This window comes from Oceanobacillus salinisoli (assembly GCF_009733865.1).
GTDB lineage: Bacteria > Bacillota > Bacilli > Bacillales > Amphibacillaceae > Oceanobacillus > Oceanobacillus salinisoli.
Genome location: NZ_WOFB01000026.1, coordinates 15441 through 42078, shown reverse-complemented (window position 1 = coordinate 42078; position 26638 = coordinate 15441). Strand labels below are relative to the sequence as shown.

General features: G+C 37.2%; 27 protein-coding genes. 22 read left to right on the top strand and 5 right to left on the bottom strand.

The window, feature by feature from the left end:
* Positions 1–16: 16 nt before the first annotated feature.
* The 3 genes from GMJ66_RS16750 (at position 17) to GMJ66_RS16740 (ending at position 3297) form a co-directional block, all read left to right on the top strand.
* On the top strand, positions 17–412 hold the full coding sequence (locus GMJ66_RS16750) for a DUF350 domain-containing protein (RefSeq protein WP_156291468.1): 396 nt from the start codon (positions 17–19) through the stop codon (positions 410–412).
* A gap of 573 nt (positions 413–985) precedes the next feature.
* Entirely contained in the window at positions 986–2542 is a 1557-nt protein-coding gene (locus tag GMJ66_RS16745; protein ID WP_156291467.1) for a polyamine aminopropyltransferase, read from the top strand.
* A 74-nt stretch (positions 2543–2616) separates the two neighbouring features.
* The gene (locus GMJ66_RS16740) at positions 2617–3297 is read left to right on the top strand and encodes a metal-dependent hydrolase (protein WP_156291466.1); all 681 of its coding nucleotides are present in this window, start codon (positions 2617–2619) and stop codon (positions 3295–3297) included.
* Positions 3298–3382: 85 nt separating this feature from the next.
* On the opposite strand, the gene GMJ66_RS16735 is transcribed toward GMJ66_RS16740, so the two are convergent.
* Positions 3383–4312, bottom strand: a complete 930-nt coding sequence (locus tag GMJ66_RS16735; RefSeq protein ID WP_156291465.1) for a type II secretion system protein — start codon at positions 4310–4312, stop codon at positions 3383–3385.
* A gap of 61 nt (positions 4313–4373) precedes the next feature.
* Between GMJ66_RS16735 and GMJ66_RS16730 the strand changes: the two genes are divergently transcribed.
* From GMJ66_RS16730 to GMJ66_RS16675, 12 genes are all read left to right on the top strand, one after another.
* Positions 4374–4811: a prepilin-type N-terminal cleavage/methylation domain-containing protein gene (locus tag GMJ66_RS16730; RefSeq protein WP_156291464.1), complete on the top strand. Its 438-nt coding sequence runs from the start codon at positions 4374–4376 to the stop codon at positions 4809–4811.
* Positions 4804–5274: a hypothetical protein gene (locus GMJ66_RS16725; protein WP_156291463.1), complete on the top strand. Its 471-nt coding sequence runs from the start codon at positions 4804–4806 to the stop codon at positions 5272–5274. The genes GMJ66_RS16730 and GMJ66_RS16725 overlap by 8 nt, the downstream gene beginning before the upstream one ends.
* Before the next feature lie 19 nt (positions 5275–5293).
* Positions 5294–6919, top strand: coding sequence for a GspE/PulE family protein (locus tag GMJ66_RS16720; RefSeq protein ID WP_156291462.1), 1626 nt, complete (start codon positions 5294–5296; stop codon positions 6917–6919).
* 15 nt (positions 6920–6934) lie between these two features.
* The gene (locus tag GMJ66_RS16715; protein ID WP_156291461.1) at positions 6935–7978 is read left to right on the top strand and encodes a type IV pilus twitching motility protein PilT; all 1044 of its coding nucleotides are present in this window, start codon (positions 6935–6937) and stop codon (positions 7976–7978) included.
* A gap of 3 nt (positions 7979–7981) precedes the next feature.
* Positions 7982–9178 carry a type II secretion system F family protein gene (locus tag GMJ66_RS16710; protein ID WP_156291460.1) on the top strand — a complete coding sequence of 399 codons (1197 nt, stop codon included), beginning with the start codon at positions 7982–7984 and terminating at the stop codon, positions 9176–9178.
* A gap of 466 nt (positions 9179–9644) precedes the next feature.
* Positions 9645–10007: a competence type IV pilus major pilin ComGC gene (locus GMJ66_RS16705; protein ID WP_231514968.1), complete on the top strand. Its 363-nt coding sequence runs from the start codon at positions 9645–9647 to the stop codon at positions 10005–10007.
* A gap of 98 nt (positions 10008–10105) precedes the next feature.
* Entirely contained in the window at positions 10106–10858 is a 753-nt protein-coding gene (locus GMJ66_RS16700; RefSeq protein WP_156291459.1) for a prepilin peptidase, read from the top strand.
* A gap of 12 nt (positions 10859–10870) precedes the next feature.
* The gene (gene pilM / locus GMJ66_RS16695; protein ID WP_156291458.1) at positions 10871–11773 is read left to right on the top strand and encodes a type IV pilus biogenesis protein PilM; all 903 of its coding nucleotides are present in this window, start codon (positions 10871–10873) and stop codon (positions 11771–11773) included.
* A gap of 11 nt (positions 11774–11784) precedes the next feature.
* Positions 11785–12327: a hypothetical protein gene (locus GMJ66_RS16690; protein ID WP_156291457.1), complete on the top strand. Its 543-nt coding sequence runs from the start codon at positions 11785–11787 to the stop codon at positions 12325–12327.
* The gene (gene pilO / locus GMJ66_RS16685) at positions 12320–12844 is read left to right on the top strand and encodes a type 4a pilus biogenesis protein PilO (RefSeq protein WP_156291456.1); all 525 of its coding nucleotides are present in this window, start codon (positions 12320–12322) and stop codon (positions 12842–12844) included. Before GMJ66_RS16690 ends, pilO begins: the two co-directional genes overlap by 8 nt.
* Before the next feature lie 162 nt (positions 12845–13006).
* Positions 13007–13234 carry a hypothetical protein gene (locus GMJ66_RS16680; RefSeq protein ID WP_156291455.1) on the top strand — a complete coding sequence of 76 codons (228 nt, stop codon included), beginning with the start codon at positions 13007–13009 and terminating at the stop codon, positions 13232–13234.
* A gap of 70 nt (positions 13235–13304) precedes the next feature.
* Positions 13305–14612, top strand: a complete 1308-nt coding sequence (locus tag GMJ66_RS16675; protein ID WP_156291454.1) for a DRTGG domain-containing protein — start codon at positions 13305–13307, stop codon at positions 14610–14612.
* A gap of 417 nt (positions 14613–15029) precedes the next feature.
* On the opposite strand, the gene GMJ66_RS16670 is transcribed toward GMJ66_RS16675, so the two are convergent.
* Positions 15030–15326, bottom strand: a complete 297-nt coding sequence (locus GMJ66_RS16670) for a YtpI family protein (protein ID WP_156291453.1) — start codon at positions 15324–15326, stop codon at positions 15030–15032.
* 104 nt (positions 15327–15430) lie between these two features.
* Here GMJ66_RS16670 and GMJ66_RS16665 point away from each other — a divergent pair, with 104 nt between their 5' ends.
* Positions 15431–16381 (top strand): DHH family phosphoesterase, encoded by a 951-nt coding sequence (locus GMJ66_RS16665; protein ID WP_156291452.1) that lies wholly within the window; start codon positions 15431–15433, stop codon positions 16379–16381.
* Between the two features lie 145 nt (positions 16382–16526).
* On the opposite strand, the gene GMJ66_RS16660 is transcribed toward GMJ66_RS16665, so the two are convergent.
* From GMJ66_RS16660 to GMJ66_RS16650, 3 genes are all read right to left on the bottom strand, one after another.
* Positions 16527–16721: a hypothetical protein gene (locus GMJ66_RS16660; RefSeq protein WP_156291451.1), complete on the bottom strand. Its 195-nt coding sequence runs from the start codon at positions 16719–16721 to the stop codon at positions 16527–16529.
* A gap of 139 nt (positions 16722–16860) precedes the next feature.
* The gene (gene ytrI, locus GMJ66_RS16655; RefSeq protein WP_156291450.1) at positions 16861–17367 is read right to left on the bottom strand and encodes a sporulation membrane protein YtrI; all 507 of its coding nucleotides are present in this window, start codon (positions 17365–17367) and stop codon (positions 16861–16863) included.
* Positions 17367–17702, bottom strand: a complete 336-nt coding sequence (locus tag GMJ66_RS16650; protein WP_156291449.1) for a YtrH family sporulation protein — start codon at positions 17700–17702, stop codon at positions 17367–17369. The genes ytrI and GMJ66_RS16650 overlap by 1 nt, the downstream gene beginning before the upstream one ends.
* 141 nt (positions 17703–17843) lie before the next feature.
* Here GMJ66_RS16650 and dnaE point away from each other — a divergent pair, with 141 nt between their 5' ends.
* The 6 genes from dnaE (at position 17844) to pfkA (ending at position 26615) form a co-directional block, all read left to right on the top strand.
* Positions 17844–21224 (top strand): DNA polymerase III subunit alpha, encoded by a 3381-nt coding sequence (gene dnaE / locus GMJ66_RS16645; RefSeq protein WP_156291448.1) that lies wholly within the window; start codon positions 17844–17846, stop codon positions 21222–21224.
* 157 nt (positions 21225–21381) lie between these two features.
* Entirely contained in the window at positions 21382–22626 is a 1245-nt protein-coding gene (locus tag GMJ66_RS16640) for an NAD(P)-dependent malic enzyme (RefSeq protein ID WP_156291447.1), read from the top strand.
* A gap of 38 nt (positions 22627–22664) precedes the next feature.
* Positions 22665–23279 (top strand): FadR/GntR family transcriptional regulator, encoded by a 615-nt coding sequence (locus GMJ66_RS16635; protein ID WP_331279694.1) that lies wholly within the window; start codon positions 22665–22667, stop codon positions 23277–23279.
* A gap of 331 nt (positions 23280–23610) precedes the next feature.
* Complete coding sequence (gene accD, locus GMJ66_RS16630; RefSeq protein WP_156291445.1) at positions 23611–24474, top strand: acetyl-CoA carboxylase, carboxyltransferase subunit beta; 864 nt, start codon at positions 23611–23613, stop codon at positions 24472–24474.
* Entirely contained in the window at positions 24471–25427 is a 957-nt protein-coding gene (gene accA / locus GMJ66_RS16625; RefSeq protein ID WP_156291444.1) for an acetyl-CoA carboxylase carboxyl transferase subunit alpha, read from the top strand. The genes accD and accA overlap by 4 nt, the downstream gene beginning before the upstream one ends.
* 225 nt (positions 25428–25652) lie before the next feature.
* Complete coding sequence (gene pfkA, locus GMJ66_RS16620) at positions 25653–26615, top strand: 6-phosphofructokinase (protein ID WP_156291443.1); 963 nt, start codon at positions 25653–25655, stop codon at positions 26613–26615.
* Positions 26616–26638 lie beyond the last annotated feature (23 nt).

Below are 26638 nucleotides of genomic sequence, written 5' to 3'. Positions count from 1 at the left end.
AAGGAGGTAAATATAAATGAGTGCATTGATTGCAACAGTTGCATATTTTGTAATTTCAGTTGTTATTGTAATAATTGGATTAATTATTTTTGAGAATATTACACGTAATTATAAAGATTATGAGGAAATAAAGAATGGAAATGTCGCAGTAGCATTATCGGTAGCCGGAAAGGTAATAGGAATTTGCTTAATTCTTGCTTTTGCCATTTATCATAGTGCCTATATTTATGATACGATTATTTGGGGTGCAGCCGGTATCGTATTGCAAATGATTGCTTATCTTCTTGTTGAATTATTTACTCGTAAATTTTCGGTTGAAGAGCAATTAAAAAACAACAATATTGCTGTTGGTATTTTATCCATGAGTGTATCGATTGGGCTAGGATTAGTAGTTGGAGCGTCCATTACATAGAAAAATAGGTTCTAAGGTAGCGGCCAGGCAAATGCTTGGCCTTCTTTTTTAGAGTTGTTTTTCAAGGGATGATTTTTAGAAAAAGTACTTGTGTTTGACACAAAATCGATAAACTGCGACATAAGGTGCGTTGTTGATTTCCGCTCCGGGCAGTCGCGGACCTTAGGGCACGGCCTCAGCCTCCTCGGAAGAAAACCACTTCCTGCGGGGTCTTCGGACACGTGCTTTTCCCGCAGGAGTCGACTGCCCTCCGCTCCAATCAACCAGTTTATTAGTGGTTAACTATATTAAAAATTTATTTAACCTAATCAATGTTGGGATGATAAAAGCACCAAACAGCGGAGGAAATACACGAAGACTCCTGCGGGAAAAGAGGCATCGGTGAAACCCGCAGTGCGACAGCACGAGGAGGCTCACCAGCCGCCCGCGGAAAGTGAAGTGTATTTCCGGAGCGGTTAAATGCACCAGACTATCATTTAAAGTTATGTCGCAGTTTATATCAATTGTGAAGGTTATAAGCCACAATACATACGAAAATGAACGTATTTAAATAGTACCGGAGTGAAAATAAGAATGAATAATGAAGCAGTACGAAAAAGCAACATTATATACTGGGCAAGTGGGATTGTATCGATTTGCGGGATTATATTTGAGGTGTTGTTTGGTGCCTTAGGTTCCTACATATTAGGAGATGGCGTGACGCAATACACCCTTACCATTTCCTTGTTTCTAACAGGAATGGGGATTGGAGCCAGTCTCAGTGAGAAAGTAATGAAAAATTTAATCTTAGCGTTTGTATGGATTGAGTTTTCGGTTGGTTTAATTGGCGGTTTCTCCAGTTTTATGATGTTCGGTATCACCGCGTTTGCCCCAACCGGGACGGACGCATTTTTCTTGTATTTTATTACACTATTAATTGGGGCATTAACGGGTTTTGAATTACCGATTCTTATTCGAAAGGCTAATGATATTGGGGTTCAGTTAAACCGCAGTACTGCTCGGGTTTTATTTTCGGATTATGCAGGTGGCCTAATAGGCGGATTGCTCTTTGCTTTTTTATTACGACCACAGTTTGGACTCGTTAAATCCGCATTTTTAGTTGGGTGCATTAATATTATTGTTGCACTGGTGGTTGTCTGGCTGTTTCGGCATGAAATTCGGGACGTTGGAATCCATGCTTTCTTTGGGGTTCTATTTTTACTTGTGCTTATCATTGGAATATTTTTCGGGGAAGAAGCTGCTTTTAGTTTTGAGCAGAAAATATACAAAGATCCAATTATGCATATGGAGGAGAGCAACTATCAAAAAATTATCTTAACAGAGGATCATAACACCAATGATGTTCGGCTTTATCTAAATGGCTCTTTACAGTTCAGTTCGGCCGACGAGTATCGATATCATGAATTGCTTGTTCACCCTGCTATGGCGTATACTGAAAATCCGAAAAATGTGCTTATACTCGGTGGTGGTGACGGGATTGCGGCAAAAGAAGTGCTGAAATATGATGAGGTAGAAACGATAACATTAGTTGACTTGGACCCTGCTGTTGTCGAATTATCAAATACAAATCATTTAATCCTCCAGTTGAATGAAGGGTCACTGGAAAATGAAAAGGTGGAAGTCATAAATACCGATGCCTTTGAATTTCTGGAAAACAGTGAGGAACTGTATGACGTCATGATTGTCGATTTGCCTGACCCAAATGATGAAAGTTTAAACAAGTTATATACATGGGAATTTTATTCACTGCTAAGAAATCACTTATCACCAGATGGTGCAGTAATGATTCAGGCAACTAGCCCTGTATTTGCAACGGAAGTATATTGGACCATTTCAGAAACCATTGCTTCAACGGGTTTGTATACAGAGAATTTCCATGCCGATATTCCAAGCTTTGGTAACTGGGGATTTGTGATGGCAAGTCGAGAGGAGATACATGCTGAGGAGCTGAGTATTGAAGCGCCTACTAAATTTTTGACCAATCAATTATTGCCTAGTTTAACTTACTTCGGAAAAGATGAAGATTCCGAAATAGAAACGGAAAGTGGGGAAATAGTTGAATTAAAGCCTAATACCCTTATTGATCCTCACTTAATTGGCATTTATGAGAAATCCTGGGAAAACTATTAAATATTGGAGGAATTGGCAATCCTTTTGTAGAATGAGAGTAGTAATAAATACTATTTCGAAGGGGAGAGTTTAACATGAAAGTATCTTATCATGGACATTCAGTCATAAAGGTCGAAACAGCAAATCACACTATTTTGTTTGATCCATTCATTTCTGGAAACGAAGCTTGTGATCTGGATGTTGAAACTGTAAAAGCAGATGTTATTTTATTAACTCATGCCCATAATGATCATGTGGGTGACACCTTTGAGATTGCAAAACGCAATGATGCACTAGTCGTTGCACCGAATGAACTTGCAGAATACTTGGCTTCCAAAGGATTAAACACCCATCCAATGCATATTGGTGGTTCACGTGAATTTGATTTCGGAAAAGTGAAATTCACCCAAGCATTTCATGGTTCATCCTATACAGAAGAAGATGGGACAGTTATCTATGGTGGTATGCCAGGAGGAATTTTATTTACGGTAGAGGGGAAAACCATTTATCATGTTGGTGATACGGCATTATTTACGGATTTAAAAATGTATGGTGAAATGAATGACATCGATGTGGCATTCATTCCGATTGGGGATAACTTTACGATGGGACCAGAGGATGCTTTAGTTGCAGCAGATTGGATTCAAGCGGAAATTGTTGTTCCTATACATTATAATACATTCCCGGTGATTGAACAGGATCCGGATGAATTTGCGGCGAAAGTTCGTACCGGTGAAGGGAAGGCACTAAAGATTGGGGAAGGATTAGAGCTGTAGTAAAGCCTCTAGTTAAACGTCCCGGGGAGAGATTTGAACTTGGACATTGTAAAAAAAACGCGAGCTTTTAAAAGCTCGCGTTTTCCTATTCCGGCAAAGAACAATCTTTGTCTTCTTGGATGGTCATATCCTTACCTAATTCTTCATTTCCACACTGTACGCTTCCTGTAACGATAATGCTATTATTTATTTTATGATTCAATAAAATTTTCCCACTAAATGTTGCATTTCCATTAATTGTAATTTGATGATGATTTTTTTCAAATACAATGTCATCTTCAAAAACAGCATCTCCATTGATAGTCAAGTCTACCAGGTTGGAGTCGGTTTCCTGAAAATAGAGAGGTTTCATAAAAATAGCACTTCCATCTACCGATATTTCAAGTGAACCTCTCAAATTGTTTTCTTTATCGAAGTATAATTCATTAGGAAAAGTCGCATTCCCATCTATTACCGTACAGGCATAGGTATCATGAATGTTTTGTATATCGAAAAGGGTATTTCCCTTTGTATTGCAATAATCTTTTAAGTCGTCCTCTGTAATAATATTTATATCATCTTCGTCCGTATCCAGTTCTAGTGTGATTTTGTGATTTTTCCTGTTTGTCCATGTTGTTTGAATGGTGATGGATTCACCGGAATTACTTGTAACCATTTCTACTGACAGATTTTCCTGCTTTTTAACGTTATTAATGCAACCATTTGTTATATCTTTTAATTCCCCATTGATGGTCAGTTTATAGATTTCTATTTCATCGTTTGCTGTGTAACAAATAGGAAACGTATCACCAAATGGTGCATTCCTGCTTTTAGTTAAATAATCATTTCTTAGTTCGTTTATAATAATATTTGTTTCCTGCTGCAGGATAATGGCTTTATTTGCTTCCTCCTCGCTGTTTAACGACTGAAAAATCAATGTGGAAGAAAGTCCAATAAAGACGGCTAAAAGACCTAATGAGGCAAGCAGTTCGACCAAGGTCATCCCTTTTTCATTAAAAATTTGTCGATTATTCATATTTACACATCCTATAAAATGATATAATAGGAGAAAAGTCACGAAGTTGGAGTGAACTTTATTGTATCCCAAATGGAAGAAATTAAATAGTAATGGATTTACACTTATAGAAATTATAGCATCAATCGCTTTATTAGGAACAATAATAGCTGTACTTTTACCGTTTTTTCCACAAATGATGAGCTGGTCCAAACAAGCAGATGATGAATTAATTGCCAGTAACTTAATTGATCAGGTGGTCTTTGAAGTGAAAAATAAGACTATAATTAGTGATCATGCTGAATACATTAAAAATTGCGATTTACAAAATCCGACAAATATTAGCTATGACTATCAATTCAATGGACAGGAATATCAAATTCAGTTAAACGTTTGTATAGAAAATGAAAATAATGTTAACTTATATAGAACTAAAATACAGATTTTTACAAACGATGGCGGTAGGAAATTAAGTGAAACATACACGTATGTAGATAGAGATGGTGTAGTAGATGGGTAAGTTAAAAAATGAAAGAGGTTTTGCACTGGTATTAACATTAATGATTATTAGTTTACTTTTATTATTTGTTTTGAGTTTGTTTACTCAAATAACGAATACAACCAAACAAATAACGACGATGGAAAAACATATAAATGCTGGAAATATAGCTGATATGGGTGTCATTTATTTTCAAAAACTCGTTGAGACCAATAAAGAAGAATTGGAATCCATGTTAAATGACGGGACTTTTGAACAGGAAGATATTAATTCTGCCAATGATATTACGGAATTTGTGAATCATGTACTTATACCACAAGTTGGAAATAACGGTACTATTGAGCTGGATGAGAATCATCGTTTCTCTATCAATTATGCTGAAACGAATGTAGATGCTTCAAATGTTATTACCGTACATGTTACAGGAGAAGCTTATAATCAATCAGATACTGCTGAAGGAAATATCGAATTAATTATAGAGTAAAAGAAAGAGAGGTATGACGATGCCTACCAGGAAACGCTTAGGTGATCTCCTCCAGGAAGCTGGACTTGTATCAGAAAATCAAATCAATCAGGCACTAGAACATAAAAAGGAAAATCAAAAATTAGGTGACACATTACTGGAGCTTGGATTTATTACAGAACAACAGCTGATAGAAGTATTGGAATTTCAATTGGGAATTCCACATGTTTCCCTTTATCGATATCCGATAGATGAAAATGTGCTGGGCTTTGTTACAAAGGAGTTGGCACAGGAAAAGTATGTCATCCCGTTAGAAATTAAAAATAATGCACTCGTAGTAGCGATGAAGGATCCCATGGATTATTTCGTAATTGATGATTTAGAGTTATCAACCGGCTTTACTATTTCTCCAGTTATTGCCGCAAAAGATGATATTTTATTTGCCATTAATAAATACTATTTTTCCAATGAATTTGAAATGATGATAGAAGAATCCTCAGAGGATGATGAAGCGGTTGTTGTACGTATGCTGGATCAATTGCTGAACACGGGTGTACAGTTAAGAGCGAGTGATATTCATATTGACCCACAGGAAACCAATGTTCATGTCCGATATCGAATTGACGGACGTTTGCAAACACAAAAAATCATACCAAAAACTCTGCAAAATTCACTAGTTGCCCGAATTAAAATTTTGGCAGATTTAAATATCACACAAACAAGGTTACCACAGGATGGACGTATAAAAACAAGGGTCGGCTCTAAACCAGTAGACCTAAGGATATCCAGTTTGCCAACTGTTCACGGTGAAAAAGTGGTTATCCGTATTTTAGATTTAAATAATGCATTAATGGATCTAAGTGAGTTACATTTTTCCGAACAGAATCGCAAAAAATATGTTCATTTACTTAATCAGCCATCAGGTCTTTTATTACTGACAGGACCAACAGGATCAGGTAAAACATCAACATTATATGCTTCCCTGAATCGACTGAATTCCGAGAAAGTAAATATTATAACTGTAGAGGATCCCGTGGAGTATCAGTTAGAGGGGATTAATCAAGTTCAAGTCAATAGCTCGATTGGGTTAACATTTGCGGAGGGGCTTCGATCTATTCTGAGACAAGATCCCAATATCATCATGGTAGGAGAGATACGTGACCAGGAAACCGCTGAAATAGCGGTTCGTGCATCGTTAACAGGGCATCTAGTATTTAGCACATTGCATACGAACAGTGCCCTTGATACGATCCCGCGATTAATTGATATGGGAATTGAACCTTATTTAGTTGTCTCATCATTATCAGGTGTAGTTGCCCAGCGCTTGGTTCGTCAAATTTGCCGGGATTGTAAAGTAGATCGGGAACCCACGTCGATGGAACAGGAAATTTTCGCTAAAAACGGTATAGAAGCAGGTCAGGTCAGTTATGGTAAAGGCTGTAGTGTTTGTCATCATACAGGTTATAGAAGCAGGTTGGCAGTACACGAGGTACTTGTACTGGACGATAATATGAAAACCATGTTATTAAATAACGAATCCATGACAGCTATTCGCGATTATGTAAAAAGTCAGGAAATGTCATTTTTAATTCAGGATGGTTTAGAAAAAGTGAAGTCCGGTTTAACTACTATAGATGAAGTGATGCAGGTTTCAATAAGTATGTAAGGGGAATTGACAGCAATGAAACAAAACTTTGACGAATTATTAATAAGAGCATTTCATCAAAATGCATCTGATGTACATTTAACAATAGGCAAAGCTCCTATTTTTCGGATTAATGGTGAACTTGTTGAACAGGAAAACGTGGATAACCTCAAGCCATTGGATACGAAACGGATGGTAGAGTCTATTATATCGGACGAGCATTCTCGTAAATTGGAAGAAAAACGGGAGTTAGACTTCTCTTATGGGATTAGTGGAGTATCACGGTTTCGGATTAATACATTTTATCAGCGTGGGGAATTATCGCTTGCCATTCGTATTATTCCAACCAGTATTCCGTCTATTGAGGACTTACGGCTCCCATTCATTACAAAACAGGTTGTTCAATTTCCTCAAGGACTCGTATTGGTTACCGGGCCAACAGGAAGCGGCAAAAGCACAACCCTTGCATCCATGATTGCGTATATGAATGAAACCATGAAAAAACATATTATTACATTGGAGGATCCGATTGAATATATGCATACTCATAATCAGTCCATTATTGACCAACGTGAAATTGGATTTGATGCGAATAGTTTTGCTGGTGGACTTCGTGCTAGCCTGCGCCAGGATCCTGACGTAATATTAGTTGGGGAAATGCGTGATTTAGATACCATTTCTACTGCTATGACCGCAGCAGAAACAGGTCATCTCGTTTTAGGGACATTACACACTACTGATTCTGTTTCAACCATCGAGAGAATCATTGATGTATTCCCGGCTGAACAGCAAGCACAAATCCGTATTCAGCTATCAAGCATTCTAAGGGCGGTTATTTCACAGCGCTTATTAATTACGAAAGATCAAATGGAACGTCGAGTGGCTACCGAAGTCTTAATGAATACGTCTGCGGTAAAAAACTTAATCCGCAACGAGAAACTGCATCAAGTACAAAATGTTCTGCAAACGTCTAGAGATCAAGGAATGCATACATTGGAAATGGATTTGAAACGATTGATTCAGGAAGACCAAATTACCTATGAAACAGCTGCTCCCTTTATCCAGGAGAGGGGATTTTAGTCAATGAATTTTCAATATAAAGGAAAGAAAATCTCTGGAGAAAAGGTAAAAGGGAAAGTGGATGCCGATTCCAAAAGCGCAGCATTGGCCGAATTGGAAAGAAACGGAATTATTATATTAAAAATTGAAGAAACCAAGCCTTGGAATAGGGATATTGTTCTCAAACGATCGGTAAAAAGAAGTGACTTTGTTGTTTTTTTAAGACAGTATGCCACGCTAATACATGCTGGTATTTCCATCTCTGAGGCAACAAAGACGATGATCCGTCAAACGGAAGATAATACACTGAAAATAGCATTAACAGATATCGATAAAAAGCTCGACCAGGGAATCTCTCTTTCCAAAGCTGCCGAGCTTCACCCGAAGGTATTTCCAGACCTGTTGATTAACATGATCCATGCTGGAGAAGCGAGTGGGAGGCTGGATGATATACTAAATGAAATGGCAGATTACTATGAGAAAGAGTACCGAAACAAACAAAAAATCATCTCTGCACTAACATATCCGGCAGTAGTTGGAGTTATAACAGTCTTACTAAGTATTTTTCTATTAGTTTTCATTGTTCCACAGTTTGTCAGTATGTTTCATTCTATGGGTGAGGATGTTCCAGCGTATACCCAATTTATTTTAAATATAAGTGAATGGACTGGAAAATATTGGTGGTTACTTTTTGTCTTTGCTGCCTTGATGGTTGCAGTTTATAAATATTGCATGAAATTTGATGCGTTTGTTTATCGGATGGATGTAATCAAAATGAAGTTTCCTTTTCTTGGTGTATTAGTTCATAAAGGGGCATTGGTTCGATTGACACAAACACTAAGTACACTTGTAAATAGTGCGGTACCTATTCTTCAGTCTTTTGAAATTACAGAGAAAGTTGTTGGAAATAGGGTCATTCAAGGAGTACTGTCAGAAGTTAGAAAATCACTATCAGCCGGGGAGTCGATAGCTAAGCCGATGAAAGACCATTGGGTATTCCCTGCTTTAGTCGTACAAATGATTCAAATTGGTGAAAAAACGGGAACTTTGGATCAAATGCTTTTGAAAGCTGCAGATTTTTATGAGGAAGAGGTAGAGCAATTATCGAATCGAATTAAAACGCTAATTGAACCGTTAATGATTATTGTTCTTACGGTTATTGTTGGCGGGATTATTGCTGCAGTCGTTATACCGATGTTTGGCATGTTTGAAAATATGTAAGAAGCATCAAAAAATGTAACAAAATTTTTACGAAAAGAAATAGATTAATAGTTGTTTATACTATATAATTAATATAGAAATGGGAAAAAAGTTGGATGTGATAGCAGTTCATTTTAATTAGCTAGTTGATAGTATTAGATTTTTTAAATTGGCTGTTTCTATAAGGTTTTGCTTTTTGCAAATGATTTAAATTCGCATTTTCTTTAGGCTGCGACTTATTATAGTGCAACAACCACTTCCGCTCCAATCAACCAGCTTAATAGGGTTAACTTGCTAAGACTTTATTTAGCTTAAACAAATGTTAGGGAGATAAAAGTACAAAACTAGCGTAGTGTATTTCCGTGGTGATAGGTGTAGCACCAAGATTATCTCAAGTTTGGTCGCAGTTTATTTCAAATTTATAGCAACAAGCAATGCGAGAAGAGCGTTTACATTTATTTTATAGTACAAAAAGGTGGGAATAGAATTGGAAAGATTTAAGAAATGGATGAAGAAAGAAAAAGGATTTACGTTGGTAGAACTTTTGGCAGTGATAGCGATTTTAGGGATTATTGTTGCGATTGCAGTGCCGAGTATTGGAAATGTGATTGGAAAAGCTGAAGGGGAAGCAGAGGAAGCAAATAAAGAGTTGTTAGAAAATGCTGCAAGATTGGCTCATGCATCAGGATTATCAACAAATACAACTGCTGACTCTCAGCCGGCTTATACATTAAATTTACTATCAATTGAAGGATATTTAGATGAGGTTCCCGATGGTTTCCAAAAAGCTGATAAAGTAAAAGTCATTGAAACTAGTAGTGGCGGTCTAAATTTTGAGTTCCATGAATAATAACATTTAAAGGAGTTATTAACGCCTTGCATTTCGCAAGGCGTTTTCTTCAGGAATAGCTTTTACTTTTTAACAAAATTTGAAGGAGCATTACGAAATTGACCATTCAACTAACTCTATCTTTCTTCATTCTAGGCCTCATTTTTGGATCATTCTTCAATGTAGTTGGTCTGCGCGTGCCAAAAAATATTCCATTTACTAATGAACGTTCTGTATGCCCCCATTGCAAGCACCAATTATCCTGGTATGAGAATATTCCTTTGATGTCATATGTTATTCAGCAAGGGAAATGCAGGAATTGTAAAGGGAAAATATCATTTATCTATCCAACCACTGAACTGTTAACTGGATGCTTATTTGCACTGAGCTTTTGGGAAATTGGTGTTCAAATCGAACTAATTACGGCATTGTTACTTGTTTCCATGCTTATGATCATCCTTGTAGCGGATATCAAATACATGCTCATACCAAATAAAGTTCTTCTTTTCTTTTTGCCCTTTTTTATCGTTTTGAGGTTAGTTGAACCGTTGGAACCATGGTGGTCACCACTTGCAGGGGCTGGAATTGGTATAGGATTACTTGCTATTATTATTATGGTCAGTCGTGGTGGAATGGGTGCTGGAGATATGAAGCTTTTTGGAGTATTAGGAATCGTCTTAGGTTGGGAACATGTATTGCTCGTATTTTTTCTATCATGTATGATAGGTTCAGTTATAGGAATGATTTTACTTCTACTTAAGATAATTAATCGGAAGCAGGCAGTTCCATTTGGACCGTATATTGTTATTGGTGCATTGATAGTTTATTTTTATGGGGATTCACTCATTAATTGGTATTTTAACTTACTATAAGCAGGTGACTACATGGGTTTCATGAATAATGGCAGAGTAAATATTGTAATCACAAATAAAGTATTGCGTTATACATATCATCGAAATCATACATTGGAGGGGTTGGTCACATATGGGGAAATTGAATTACCAACGGATACATTTCAGGAAGGAAAGCTGAATAAGGTAGTCTTTTTAAAGGTAATAAACCAGCTTGTCCAAAAATATAAGTGGAAACGCAAGAAATTATTTTTTTCCATTCCGGATGATACGGTAGTCATTCGTCAAATGCAAATACCAGCTGCCTTAACAAAGGTTGAAGCAATCGATTATGTTCAAACAAGAATCGGGAATAGCATTTATTTGCCATTTGAAAATCCAGCGATTGAAATTGATTTTTTAGATACGGATGAAACGAATCGAAACATTCTTTTATTTGCCTATCCAAAAGATAAAATAGATGATTTTGAAGAGGCTTTTGCCAAGACTGGTCTAAAACCTGTCGTAGCAGATCTTACCTCACTTTCCGTCTATCGCTATTATTATTTGACCAAGAACGAAAACAAAGAACATGTTCTCCTTATTCACTGGAATAACGATGCGCTAATCTTAACTGTATTTAAAAATGATAAGGCGATTTTTTCCAGAAACATAAAACTATCTGTTGAAAATGATAGTAAAGAGGAAGTTGATCTATCGTTTATTGATGAGTATTTAATAGAAATTAATCGTATTATTGACTTTTATCAGTATTCTATCTCAAAAGGAGAATCACAAATTAATCAGCTGTTATTATGTGGGGACTATCCATATATAAAAACAGTAAAAGAAAGACTGTCAGAACAAGTAACGATTCCAATTCATTCTTTTGAAAAGGAAGAATTGTCTTCCGGGTATATCGATGTGCTTGGCTTAGCTTTGAAAAAAGATGTGTAAGGTGAGCGATGATGAATTCAGAAATAAATTTTATGAAGAAACAACCTAAAAAACATACTACTTTCCTTTGGACTGGCATCTTATCTCTTATATTATTAATTATTGTCAGCGGTGTAATAGTTTTACAAAAGAATAATTTGCAAAGTGAAATAGAGAGTTTGGAAAGTAAAAGAGCGCAAATAGAATCCGTATTAATGGAGAATCAGGATAGAATAAGAAGCGATAGGGTGTTACAGCAGTTGCGGCAGGAGGTTATGGCATTAGAGGCGGAAATGTTTCCTGCTGTTGCCTTATATAAAGAAACTTTACAGCTTTTACAATCTCCAGGTAACCTAATTGGTTATGATTTTTCTACAGAAAATCAATTTACTACGGAAGCGGAGTTTACCAGCCTTCAAGAAGTTGCAAACTATCTTCGTTCACTCGAAGAAAAAGCCTATATTACAGATTCACAACTTAACAGCGCAGGTCTTTATGAGTCCATGTACCAAGCTACATTGACGGTTACGGTTGACAGGGAAATACTGATCGAGGAGCTTGGTGACGATGCTTAAAAATTGGACAAAGACTTATACGTATCTTTTGTTTGCGGTTATTATAGTTGCTGCTATTTATGGCATTTCCTATTTTAGTATAATTAAACCTTTACAAATCAAAACTGTTTCCTTGGAAAATGAAGTATCCATGTATGAAAAACAATTAGATTCCACACAAAATCAATCAGACGATTCAGAGGAAGATGCAAATGAACTTACCGGAAAAGTACCTAGTAATAAAGCGACAGACAATGTTCTTATTTCGTTAGAACAAATGGCGCAGAATACTAATGTGACCATTCATCTAGTAGAGTCTGCAAAAGCAGACGTTTTAGAGGAAGATAGCGGTGATACCGTTATTCAGGAAAATAATTATTCACTAGAAGTAACGGCAGCCAGTTTGTCTGATATGAATCAGTTTATGGATCATTTATTGGAAAATGAAAGACTTATAAGAATCGATTCAATGAATATACAGCAAGCAGACAATGAAGCTTCTTTAAATATTACATTTACAGTATTTTATAACGGATAGCTCTATCTTTGAAAAGGGCTATCCTTTTTTTACACTTTGGAAAGTGCTTTTCTTTTTTGCTAAACGGGCGCTTGCGCTTTTCTTAGGAAGTGGCCTTTTTCATATACTTTGTTCTTAAAGAATCTTCTTTTTCATATTGATATTATAGAGAGGAGGAATACGATGAAACACTATGCCATTTTAAGATTACTTCTGGCTGGCTTTTTCCTTTACGTGGCCTGGCCTGTTTTTCCTTATGCTCAGTCTACACTGGAACAGATTTTTTGGGGAAGCTGGCTAATGTTTTTATTTCTTGTAGTCGGTGCTAATTTAGCTACACTTTTACAAATGACCAAACCTCCTGTGATGGAACAGGAAGAATTGAGATCAAGGCAAGTGGATATGCATTGAGTTTCTTATCTTTCAACTGTATAATAAAACCATGAAATTGATATAGTACAGTTGAAGGCTGGTGATCGGAATGGCAACAAAACACGAACAAATTATACAACATATCATATCGCTCGAAGTTGGACATAAAATCTCAGTACGACAGATTGCCAAGGAATTAAATGTTAGTGATGGGACCGCATATCGTGCAATAAAAGAAGCCGAAAATCAAGGGTTAGTGAGTACCATTGAACGTGTAGGTACAATTCGCATTGAGCGGAAGAAGAAAGAAAACATTGAAAAACTGACATTCGCTGAAGTGGTCAATATCATAGATGGACAAGTATTAGGCGGAAGAGACGGTCTTTATAAAACATTGAGTAAATTTGTTATTGGTGCAATGCGGCTGGAGGCGATGATGCGCTATACAGAAGCTGGTTCTTTACTTATTGTCGGAAACCGGATTAAAGCACATGAGCTCGCATTAAACGAGGGAGCGGCTGTATTAATCACAGGTGGATTCGATACGGAAGATCATATTAAAAAATTAGCAGATGAAAAAGAGCTACCCATAATTTCCACTAGTTATGATTCGTTTACAGTTGCGGCGATGATCAATCGGGCGATTTATGACCAATTAATTAAGAAAGAGATTATTTTCGTTGGGGACATTGCGACCACCCTGGAAGAGACAAACTATTTAAAAACGAAAGACACGATTGAAAATTGGTATGAGCTAAACGAAAAATCCGGTCATTCCCGTTTTCCAATTGTGGACGAAAAGCTGCGTGTCATTGGTATGGTTTCGTCAAAGGACATTGTCGGAAAAGACAAAAATATTGTTATTGACCGGGTGATGAGCAAGAAGCCTTTAGTGGTGCAGTCAAAAACATCGCTAGCTTCAGTATCCCATACGATGGTTTGGGAAGGGATTGAAGTCATACCTGTAGTTGATAATTCTGGAAGGTTAAAAGGAGTTGTTTCCAGACAGGACGTATTGAAGGCATTACAGCAAATTCAACGGCAGCCTCAGGTTGGAGAAACGATAGATGATATTGTTTCCCGTAATTTGCGCGCATCGGGTGAAGAGGAAAACGTATTTGAAACAGAAGTCATTCCGCAAATGACAAACCAGCTCGGAACCTTGTCAAATGGTGTGTTCACGTCTTTAATCACGGAAGCGAGTTCAAGAGTGTTACTGCAGGATAGAAAAGCAGACATTACGATTGAGAACTTAACTATTTATTTTAACAAACCGGTGCAAATTGAGAGCATTCTAACCATTAAACCAAACGTGATAGATGTTGGGCGTGTATATGCAAAAATTGATGTAGAGGTATTTAGTGGTCATAAACTGGTTGGTAAAGGGCTGATTATGGCTCAATTGATTAATCGCTAAAATGAGGCTTGTAAAAGTGTTTTAGTTAAAGAGGATGTTCAAAAAGTCCGGTGAAAGTGACACATCGAAAGGGGACCTTCGACTAAGTACCGACACGTCCTGTGTCGAACGTCGAAGTCACCACATCCTGTGGAAGCTCGTTGGCTCGCTTTTCATCCTCCTTTTTGATCACGCACTTAAAGAAAAATCCGAACAATGATTCAAAATTCTTTATTTAGAATTCGAATTAGTTCGGATTTTTCGTTTGATAAGAATTTTTTCTCAAGATTTGGAATGGAGTTAATCGACCTACCATTAGTCAGGAGTTTATATTACATATGGAACAACATTTTCCTGTAAAAGCAACAATCTTTTAGGAAACAGCCGTGTAATATTTTACGTGTTTATGGCTGGCTCTTCAAAATGAACAAGTTGGCCTTACTCAGAAGGATTTAATCTCTTCCATTCACTTCGATAATGCCTAGTTTGTTTAAAGCCATCATATATTTGATAACCGCCGAGTAGAATGAAAATAATTCCAATAAACAACGAAATCTGTGTTAAATAGAATAAGTATTGATTGATTCCAAAAAAGAGAACGAAACTGCCAAGACAAATTTTCGATCTTGCGTTAAAATATCTTTGAGTAAGGCCGTCTTTACTCTTTAAAATTGCAACTTTATAATATACATAAAATACTAATGATAAAACAATAAGAATTGGGAAAATAATCATATCATCTCTCCTAAGCTATGAATAATACATCAATCTTATTGTAACTATTTTTTCGTCTATATGCTAGAAATAGCATTTAAATACATAAGAACAGGAGTAATTATATGCCAGTAAAAAAAATAATAGAAACCATCAAAGCATATGACACCATTATTATACATCGCCATATCAGACCAGATCCGGATGCGCTAGGTTCACAGGGGGGCCTGAAGGAAATCATTCGTGCATCCTTCCCGAAAAAACAGGTGTATGCAGTTGGTGAAGAGGACCCGAGTTTAACCTTTTTAACACGTATGGATCAGGTTGATGATCAAGTTTATCAAAATGCCCTTGTTATTATTTGTGATACCGCGAATTCACCGCGAATTGATGATGAAAGATATCATATGGGAGAGAAGCTGATTAAGATTGATCACCATCCCGTTGTTGATGAATATGGAGATTTACGCTGGGAAAATACAGAAGCCAGTTCGGTTAGTGAAATGATATTTGAATTGTATGCAGAAGGGAAAGAAGCTGGATTACAATTAAATGATGCTGCGGCAAGGCTATTGTTTGCCGGAATTGTCGGGGATACAGGAAGATTTATGTTTCCGAATACGACGAAGAAAACCTTCCAGTATGCTTCGGAACTGATAACCTATGATTTTAATCGCCCCGCATTATATACGAATTTGTACAGTGTAAAAGACAATATTTCCAGATTAAAAGGTTATATACTACAACGATTTAACCTTTATCCTTCTGGTTTATGTATTATAAAACTAAATAAGGATATTTTAGCTGAATACAAGGTTACCCCATCTGAAACCGGGCAGCTTGTTAATGTTTTGAGCGAAATTGAAGGAATTAAAGCATGGGCATTTTTCATTGAGGAAGATGATCAAATACGGGTACGACTTCGTTCGAAGGGTCCGGAAATCCATAAAATTGCTAAAAAATATAATGGAGGCGGTCATCCATTAGCATCGGGAGCAACCATTTTCTCCTGGAATGAAGCAGAGGCAGTTACCCAAGATTTAGATAAAGTGTGTCAAAGTTTTGTGGAGGAATAAAAAAGAAAGGTAGGCCTACATTCGCAAGTGCCTGAGCGAATGGGTAGTTTTTTCTTAATTGACCCACTTTAATTTTCTATGCCAATTTAAACATAATCATGTACAAAAAAAGAGATGATTCATCTGTTTGTGTAATCATCTCTTTTTAACTGGTTTTCCACTCATCCATTGGTATAAACCAGCACCCTGTTTCTGTTTCATCATAAAAAACGCGTAAATGTTCTCTCTCAATATATCGTTTCATTAAACGAATCAGCTCTGGTGATTCCGCATAGGCATTGTATCCACTTTTCAGTTGGGTAATTTTTTCATCACGTAAACGGTTTCTGTTAATGATCATGTATATTCAACTCCCTTCCGACAATGTTGAAAATTTCTTTATTTTCAATTTTTATTATATAATAAATAAGCAGTCGATTCTACATTATATGTAGATATTTCATGAAAGGTTCGCAAGGATATAAGTTTTTTTGTTTGTATTATGAATCGGATAACTTGGCTTTCAAGGTGAGTTTTACGGTTTCGGAAATGGTAAGTTTGGTGACTTCAAAATAATATGTCACGTCATCAATTTTAAAACCTTTATTTTCAATCGCGCGTTCAAGCAGAAAGTCACTTTCAGCTACGACGGATATTTCTTCTCCAATTAAATGATGAATCTCTTCTTTTACCATTTCTTCCAGGTCATGAACGATAAGGCGGTCAAGTTTCAGTTCCTCCCAATTGGGAATTTCTACTTCAAGACTTTCAACAGTTGGTGCTTCATTTGTTTTTTCGTTTAAATCTTCATTATCTTCAATCAATGCTTCGTTTTGAATGGTGAGTTCTCTTATTTCTGATTCCAGCTCTTGATTCTCTCTTATTAAATCTTCATACATGGAACCATACATATACAGGAGAATCAAATATGCAATTAGGCTTCCAAATACTGCTCCAACAATAAAAAATTGCCACGACGGTTTCTTATAATATGGTGGAATATGCATTAGGTAATATCCTCCTGAATGAGCCATTCAATTAATGTTGTTGCGGTTTTAACACCGCCCATTGCAGACAATATTAAAAGAACTTGTTTGACCAAGTCCATTGTAGTTCCATCGCCAAGTAGCCCTCTTTGAAAATTCTCTATTGCATCAAATGTACCACCAATTGCAGCAACAACTGCCCATATTCGTAAGTTATTTGCAAGCCGGGCAATGGATGTCAACGGTGCATCTCCAGTTGCGAATGCTCCGATGCTTCCTATAATCGATCCACCAACTACAACACCAAACGCAATAAAAAAACAATGAATAAATGACTCAAAAAATCGTTCTTCCATGTATACAATCCTCCTTCAGGAAGGTTCTATACATTTTATGATAGAATGGGACAGGTTATGATTATAATCAATATATTAACCGTATGCATGTTCTGTTTAAACTGGTATAATGAGAGGTAGCAGAAAGAAGGCGGGATAAATATGGCTTATACACATTTACAAGTTAGAAGTGGCTATAGCCTAATGAACAGTACAATTACGATTGATAAATTAGTAAATAAAGCAAAGGACTTGCAGTTTGAAGCATTGGCCTTAACGGACGAACATGTACTTTACGGGGTTATTCCCTTTTATAAAGCTTGTTTAAAGAATGGAATTAAACCAATTATAGGCATGATGGTACATGTGGAATACAGCGATGCCGTTTTTGAACTGGTATTGTTAGCGAAGAATAACGAAGGGTATCAAAATCTTGTCAGTCTGAGTTCAAAAATACAATTCAGTCAACAGACTACAATTGGAATCGAACTGTTATCTGAATATACGAGTCAGCTAATTGGAATTCTTCCTGCCAATAACAATGCAATAGCTGATATGCTGCTTCATCAACCCTATGATCAAGTGGATGCATACATAACCAGATGGCGAGTATTATTTGAAACAGGAGATTTTTACTTAGGAGTTCAAGCCGACTATAACGATCAACTTGTCCAATCTTTAAAAGCGTTCCAGGAAACATCGAAAATCAAGGTCGTTTCTATTTGTGATGTACGGTATCTTGATGAAAAAGATGATATGGCTTTTGATATTTTGCAGGCAATGAAAAAAGGCAATCAATGGACAATGAAGTTATCTTCTCCAACCGTAAAGCAAAGGCATTTACGGTCAGAGGCAGAAATGGAGCAATATTTCCAGTCTGTCTGGCCAGAAGTACTGGAAGCAACCGAAGTGATTAAAGAGAAATGCCATGTCACGTTTGATTTTGAACAGCGATTATTGCCATCCTTTCCTGTTCCAGAGGATATGGATGCCGATCAGTACTTGGAAAAAATATGCTGGGAAAACGTAACGAAAAAGTATGAAACGATTACAGAATCTATTTCCAACCGACTTGCGTACGAGCTTCACACTATTCAATCCATGAAATTTAGTGATTACTTTTTAATTGTAGCTGATTTTATTCACTATGCAAAAGAAAAAAATATTTTGGTAGGGCCAGGTCGGGGGTCTTCTGCGGGATCACTGGTTGCCTATGTTTTAGGAATAACAGATGTAGATCCGATTCAATATAACCTGTTATTTGAGAGGTTTTTAAACCCTGAGAGAAAAACAATGCCAGATATCGATGTTGATTTTTCCGATGAGCGTCGGGATGAGGTCATAGAATATGTACGCAACAAATATGGGGTTGAACATGTCGCGCAAATTATTACGTTTGGAACCTTTGCGGCCCGTTCCCTTATTCGTGAATTAATGAAAACGCTCGATGTGGAACAGCAGGATGCGTATTATATTTTAAAACAGCTTCCACAACAAACATCGAAGAAGCTTACCGAGATTCTTCAAGAATCAAAAGAGCTAAAGGAATATATTAAAACATCAACAAAATTGAAAATGCTATTTGCGGCTGCGGTTAAGTTAGAAGGGATTCCAAGGCATATATCGACACATGCTGCTGGTGTTGTCATTAGTCAACAGCCACTGTTGGAGCACGTTCCATTAACTGTTGGAGTCAATGAAACAAGGCTTACCCAGTTTACAATGAATGATTTGGAATCACTGGGCTTATTGAAAATGGACTTCCTGGGCTTGCGTAATTTAACCTTGCTTGAAAAAATACTGCAATCGATTCAATATACCGCAAACCGCCAAATGTCCCTGGATTCGATACCAAATGATGACGAGAAAACGTATTCTTTGCTACGAAGTGGGAAAACAAACGGAATCTTTCAGCTGGAGTCACAGGGAATGAAACAGGTTTTAACACAGCTTAAACCAGATTCCTTTGAGGATATTGTTGCTGTTAATGCACTATTCCGACCAGGCCCTATGGATTTTATCCCCGTCTATATTGCTCGTAAAGAAAATCGTGAACCCGTTCATTATCCACATCCAGATTTGGAACCAATTTTGAAACAAACCTATGGTGTGTTAGTGTATCAGGAACAAATTATGCAAATTTCCAATCGGATTGCCGGATTTAGTTTAGGGCAAGCTGATATATTGCGAAGAGCCGTCAGTAAAAAGAAGCAGGATGTAATGGAGGAACAGAAGGAAGCGTTTATTAATGGGTGTTTAAAAAAAGGCTATGAGCAAAGCGTTGCAGAAGAAATTTTCAGCTGGATAGTGAAATTTTCCAATTATGGTTTTCCAAGAAGTCATGCGGTTGCCTATAGTAAAATTTCTTATCAGTTAAGCTATCTTAAAGCACATTACCCCGCAAACTTTTTCGCGGAATTGTTAAGTTCTTTGCGAAATCAGCAGGAAAAATTGAATCTTTACTTGAAAGAAATAAGAGAGATGAATTTACGAATGCTTCCACCGTCCATCAATAACAGTTTTGGAAAATACTCGGTGGAAAAGAACCAAATACGTATGGGACTGTCAGCTATTAAAGGTGTTGGTAATCAAGCTGTCAAAGAGATCATTCGTGCCAGGAAAAATGGTCGTTTCAAACATATTTTTGATTTTTGTATGCGAGTTGATGTGAAGCTGGTTAACCGGCAGACGATGGAGAACTTAATCATGGCTGGAGCATTCGATGAAACTTATTCTAATCGGGCAAGTATACTTGCATCGTTAGATCAGGCGATTGAACAAGGTGATCTCTTCCGTGAGTTTTCCAATCAAACTAGTTTATTTCAGAATGAGATTGAATTGGAGATTGACTATGTCAGAATAGACGACTTCAGTATTGTGAAGAAATTAGCAGATGAGAAGGAACTGCTCGGGACATATGTTTCCAGTCATCCAATAAAAGAATACCGGACAAATCTTCGGGAAAATGGTTACATTCCATTGAGAAATGCGGAAAAATTAATCGGAAAGCGACATATCAAAGCAGCTGTCATCGTACAGGAACTGAAAACAATTCGAACGAAGCGTGGTGACCCGATGGCCTTTCTTACTGTTGGTGATGAAACAAATGAAATGGATGCCGTTGTTTTTCCGGAATTGTACAGAAACAGTAATCGCTGGCTGAAAGAAGAAATGATGATTTATATTATAGGAAAAATGGAGTCAAGAAATAATCGACTTCAATGGGTATTGGAAGAAATTCATCCCTTTGATGAAAAAAAGTTACAGTCTGTTTCTAACAAACGACTGTTTCTGAAAGTTACTCGCGATAAGCAGCAAGATGCATTACCATCCATCAAGCGGATAGCCCAACAGTATCCTGGCAGTACATCGATTATCGTTTATCAGGAGGAGACGAAGCAAACATATCAACTGGCTAGTGACTATTATATTCATGCCACCTATGATTGCTTGGAAGCTTTTCGGAAACAATTTGGAAAAGAAAATGTTGTTTTGCGAAAAACGGATAAGAATAAAAAGAAGAATAATAGCGATTTTTTCTAGTATATCAGGTATTCTTTCATAAACAATTACATGGATTACTTTACATGATAAATCCATCTGATATAATGTAGGATTATAGGTGGTCAGACCACTTGGAAAAAGATGCTATTATATCCTAATATATTATTTTGATACCGAAAAGGAGCGAATAATAGAAATGGCGAGCTTTAAAGATGAAGCACTACACATGCATAAATTAAATCAAGGAAAATTAACGACTCAATCCAAAGTACCAGTTCGAAATGCTAGAGACTTAAGTCTAGCTTATTCACCAGGTGTTGCCGAACCTTGTAAAGAGATTCATGACCGCAAAGAAATGGTTTATGATTATACGATGAAGGGAAATATGGTTGCAGTTGTTAGTGACGGATCGGCTGTATTGGGGCTTGGTAATATTGGCCCAGAAGCTGCACTTCCTGTAATGGAAGGAAAGTCCGTATTATTTAAGACATTTGCAGGGGTTGACTCCTTTCCAATCTGCCTGGACACGCATGATGTAGATAAAATTGTGGAAACCGTTAAATTAATGGAACCAACATTTGGTGGAGTTAATTTAGAGGATATTGCCGCTCCTAATTGCTTTATTATTGAAGAACGTCTAAAGAGAGAAACAAATATTCCCATTTTCCACGATGACCAGCACGGCACTGCCATTGTGACTGTGGCAGGACTTATTAATGCATTGAAGCTTGTCGGAAAAACCTTTTCTAATATACGTGTAGTAGCAAACGGTGCTGGAGCCGCTGGGATTGCCATTATAAAATTGCTTCGAAGCTTTGGTGTTCACGACATGATTATGTGTGATTCGAAAGGGGCAATTTTTGAGGGTAGAACATACGGAATGAATAATGTAAAAGATGAAGTTGCTAAATTTACAAATAGAAATAAAATTGAAGGCAGTTTAGAGGAAGTTTTAGAAGGAGCCGATGTTTTTATTGGGGTATCTGTTGGTGGTGCCCTTTCTAAAGAAATGGTAGCGAGAATGAACGATAATCCAATTATTTTTGCGATGGCAAATCCAGATCCGGAAATCATGCCGGAGGATGCAAGAGAAGCAGGTGTCAGGGTTATCGGTACAGGACGATCTGACTTTCCGAACCAGGTAAATAATGTATTGGCGTTTCCGGGAATCTTTCGTGGAGCATTGGATGTGCGCGCGACACGCATTAATGAACGAATGAAAGTTGCAGCAGCTGAAGCCATTGCATCACTTATCACCGAAGAAGAATTAAATGATGATTACGTGATTCCTGCACCTTTTGATGATCGTGTTGCACCAATTGTTGCTGCAAGTGTTGCAAAAGCTGCCATGGATTCCGGGGTTGCACGAATTACTATTGACCCGGATAAGGTTGCTGAAAAAACAAGAATATTAACAACCTCTGAAAATAGGGAGGCTTAAATTTCTATGCTTTGAAGGAGTGGAACTGCGCAGTGACAATGTTACCCAATCAGAAAGTTTATCACGGAGTACTGGAGGAGATTCGAATATTCATTGAATCCAACAACTTGAATCCTGGAGATAAACTTCCATCTGAAAGAGAACTATCGGAAACGTTAGGTACAGGCAGGTCTTCTGTAAGAGAGGCGCTTCGGGCACTGGAACTGTTGGGAATCATTGAAACAAGGCATGGAGAAGGGACATTCCTTAGTACTTATCGTCCATTTCAAACGGTGGAAATATTAGCTTCCTTTATATTGAGTGAAAAAACTACGAAAGAAAGTCTGATTTCTACAAAGAAATTAATCGAAAAAGAAGCAGCTAAGCTTGCATATAATAAATTAGAGGATAGGGATATTGCCGTATTAAACGAAATCATTTGCGACCTGGATACCAGTTCAAGTCAAAAGGATATGGATTTTTTTAATTATCTATTAATGAAAACAGAAAATGTACTGCTCATGAAAATATGGCAATTGATCGCTGAATTCTCACAGACATTTGAAAAACCACGATATGATGCTCACGTCTATCAAGACCTCATTCACTTATATTTGAAAAAAGAATATTCAGCAATAGAAGAATTATTTGTAAATCAAGCATCTTCCAAATGAGATTGGAATCGAGTGGGCATAACACCTTTTGACGCGAAAGGAAAGTATTAATTTTCAGCCAAAAAGTGGGTTCAAGTGCAGTTGATCCATGTTATCCGTATAAGAAAAATAAGCACAGATTGCACTCGTCATGGTGCTGGATGATTTTGGCATGCAGCACTCCTCGCAAATCCACAAGAAGGTGTTTTAAGTAGAAAATCATGCGGTAACTCTAGGAGTTGCTTCACTAAAAGATGATCGAATGAGAGTTTTTCTACCTTTCTCGTTGGTATGATTATTTCCATTGATGGATTACAATTCAGGTTGTTGTGCTAGATAAGGAGGAAACAGTTTGCAGCTTAAAGATATTTTTACGAAGCGCAGGAAATATGCAACCATTCCCAGTGAACATAGTAAAATAGATGTTCCACAAGGGTTAATGCAGAAATGCAAAGGTTGCAGCAAAATATATTATCGTAAAGAAATGAAAAAATCATTAAATGTATGTCCGAACTGTGGATATCATCATCCACTAACAGCAAGGGACCGCATTGAGAGTTTATTTGATGAAGGTACATTTGAGGAGTGGGATGCAAATCTAACTTCATCAAACCCATTAGATTTTCCGGAATATGAGTCCAAAATTGCTAAAGACAAGGAAAAAACGGGACTAAATGAAGGTGTCGTAACTGGTCGGGGGCAGATTAATGGACAAGCAGCTGCATTTGCTGTTATGGATTCCTTTTTTCGAATGGGGAGTATGGGATCAGCTATCGGAGAGAAAATTGCAAGAGCTATTGAGAATGCACGTAAAGAGTCCTTGCCTTTTATCATTTTTACCGCATCAGGTGGTGCAAGAATGCAGGAAGGTATCTTAAGTTTAATGCAAATGGCAAAAACTTCCATTGCTATTAAACGTTTTAGTAATGATGGCGGTTTGATGATATCTGTCATGACACATCCTACTACAGGTGGTGTGTCGGCCAGTTTTGCATCCATTGGAGATTATAACTTTGCAGAACCTGGCGCATTAATTGGATTTGCTGGGAGAAATGTTATTGAACAAACGATCCGGGAAAAATTACCTAAGGATTTCCAAACGTCGGAGTTCTTAATGGAACATGGACAACTGGATAAGATCATTCATCGCCATGAGATGAAAAGCCTTCTAACCACATTATTGGAAATGCATCAAAAGGAGGCCGATGAATCATGAAGCAGGTTCTCGAATTCGAAAAGCCGATTGTAAATTTAAAAGAAAAAATAGCGGAGTTAAAAAAATTCACTCAAGATAGTGATATTGATCTGACGGAAGAAATAACAACATTGGAAAATAGATTAGAGCAGCTTGAAAGTGATATTTATGGAAATTTAAAGCCATGGGACCGTGTACAAATGGCGAGGCACTCGGAACGTCCGACCACACTTGATTATGTGAAACAATTGTTTACTAACTTTATTGAATTTCATGGCGATCGGCGCTTTGGGGATGATAAAGCAATTGTTGCAGGGATTGCCTATTATAAAGACAAGCCAGTCACTGTAATCGGTCACCAGCGAGGAAAAGATACGAAGGAAAATATTCAAAGAAACTTTGGGATGCCACATCCAGAAGGCTATCGGAAAGCACTCCGTCATATGGAACAGGCAGAGAAATTCCGTCGTCCTATAATCACTTTTATTGATACAAAAGGTGCTTATCCAGGAAAAGCAGCAGAAGAACGGGGACAAAGTGAAGCTATAGCAAGAAATTTAATGGAAATGGCTGGCTTTACGGTACCAATTGTCTGCATTGTCATTGGTGAAGGAGGAAGTGGTGGTGCCTTGGGGTTAGGTGTGGGCGACCACATTTTAATGCTTGAGAATTCCACATACTCTGTTATTTCACCAGAGGGTGCTGCTTCTATTTTATGGAAAGATTCAAGTCTGGCTAGAAAAGCAGCAGAATCCATGAAAATAACTGCTAATGATCTAAAGGATTTAAATGTCATTGAAGAAGTTATCCCTGAGCCTAAGGGTGGAGCACATCAAAATGTACAAGAGCAGGCTAAATTAATTGACGATGTACTAGAGCAATCCATCAACCAATTATCCAATTTTACTTCTGAGGAATTACTTGAGAAAAGATGGGAAAAATATAAAAGAATAGGCGATTACAAACTGTTGTAATTTATTTTGATTAAAGGTTGATATACTTAGTTATCAACCTTTAATTGTTGCTCAATTTTAAAAATTTATTTTTCGTTATTTTCTAATGATATTTGTTGATATTTAAAGGTTTTTACTTTATCTTTAACATGTATCTAATATTTATATAAAGCTATAATACAGTTTGATTTAAAGAGCTAATACAGTTTGCTAAGCAGCAATATTAAGTATATCGAGGTGAATGGAATGGTAAAGAAAATTGGTGTATTGACCAGTGGTGGAGATGCACCTGGAATGAATGCCGCGATTCGTGCGGTCGTTAGAAAAGCAATCTACCATGATGTAGAAGTGTATGGAATCAGATATGGCTATCAGGGGCTTATGGAAGGTAATATCATCAAGATGGATCTTGGTTCAGTTGGGGATATTATTCATCGAGGAGGTACCATCCTAGCTACTGCTAGAAGTGAAGAATTTAAAACAGAGGAAGGACAAGAAAGGGCAATCGAGCAATTGAAGAAGTTTGGTATTGAGGGGCTCGTTGTTATTGGTGGAGATGGTAGTTTCCGTGGTGCACAGAAACTAACAAGTAAAGGCTTTCCGTGTATTGGGGTGCCTGGAACAATAGATAATGATATACCTGGAAGTGACTTTACAATTGGATTTGACACCTCGTTAAACACTGTTTTGGAAGCTATTGATAAAGTCCGTGACACAGCTACTTCACATGAACGTACATATATAATTGAAACAATGGGTAGAGACGCTGGTGACTTAGCATTATGGGCTGGTCTTGCTGGTGGAGCAGAAAGCATTATTATTCCGGAAATGGATGAAGAATTTAGAGATATTTGTAACAGGCTGGAGCGTGGACGTGAACGCGGTAAGAAACATAGTATCATCGTGTTGGCGGAAGGTGTTGGAAATGGTTTTGAGTATGGGGAACGCATTAAAGAAGAAACTGGCTTAGAAACTAGAGTCACTGTGTTAGGGTATATACAGCGTGGAGGCTCCCCAACTGCACAGGATAGAGTATTAGCAAGCCGTTTAGGGGCTAGAGCTGTAGAACTACTGCTTGAAGAAAAAGCAGATCGCATGGTTGGAATACAAAATAATGAAATAGTGGATAGTGATATCGATACGATTCTATCAGAACACCATTTTATTAATAAAGGAATGTATAACTTATCTAAAGAGTTATCGATATAATTTGTCTTCAAGGAGGAAAAACA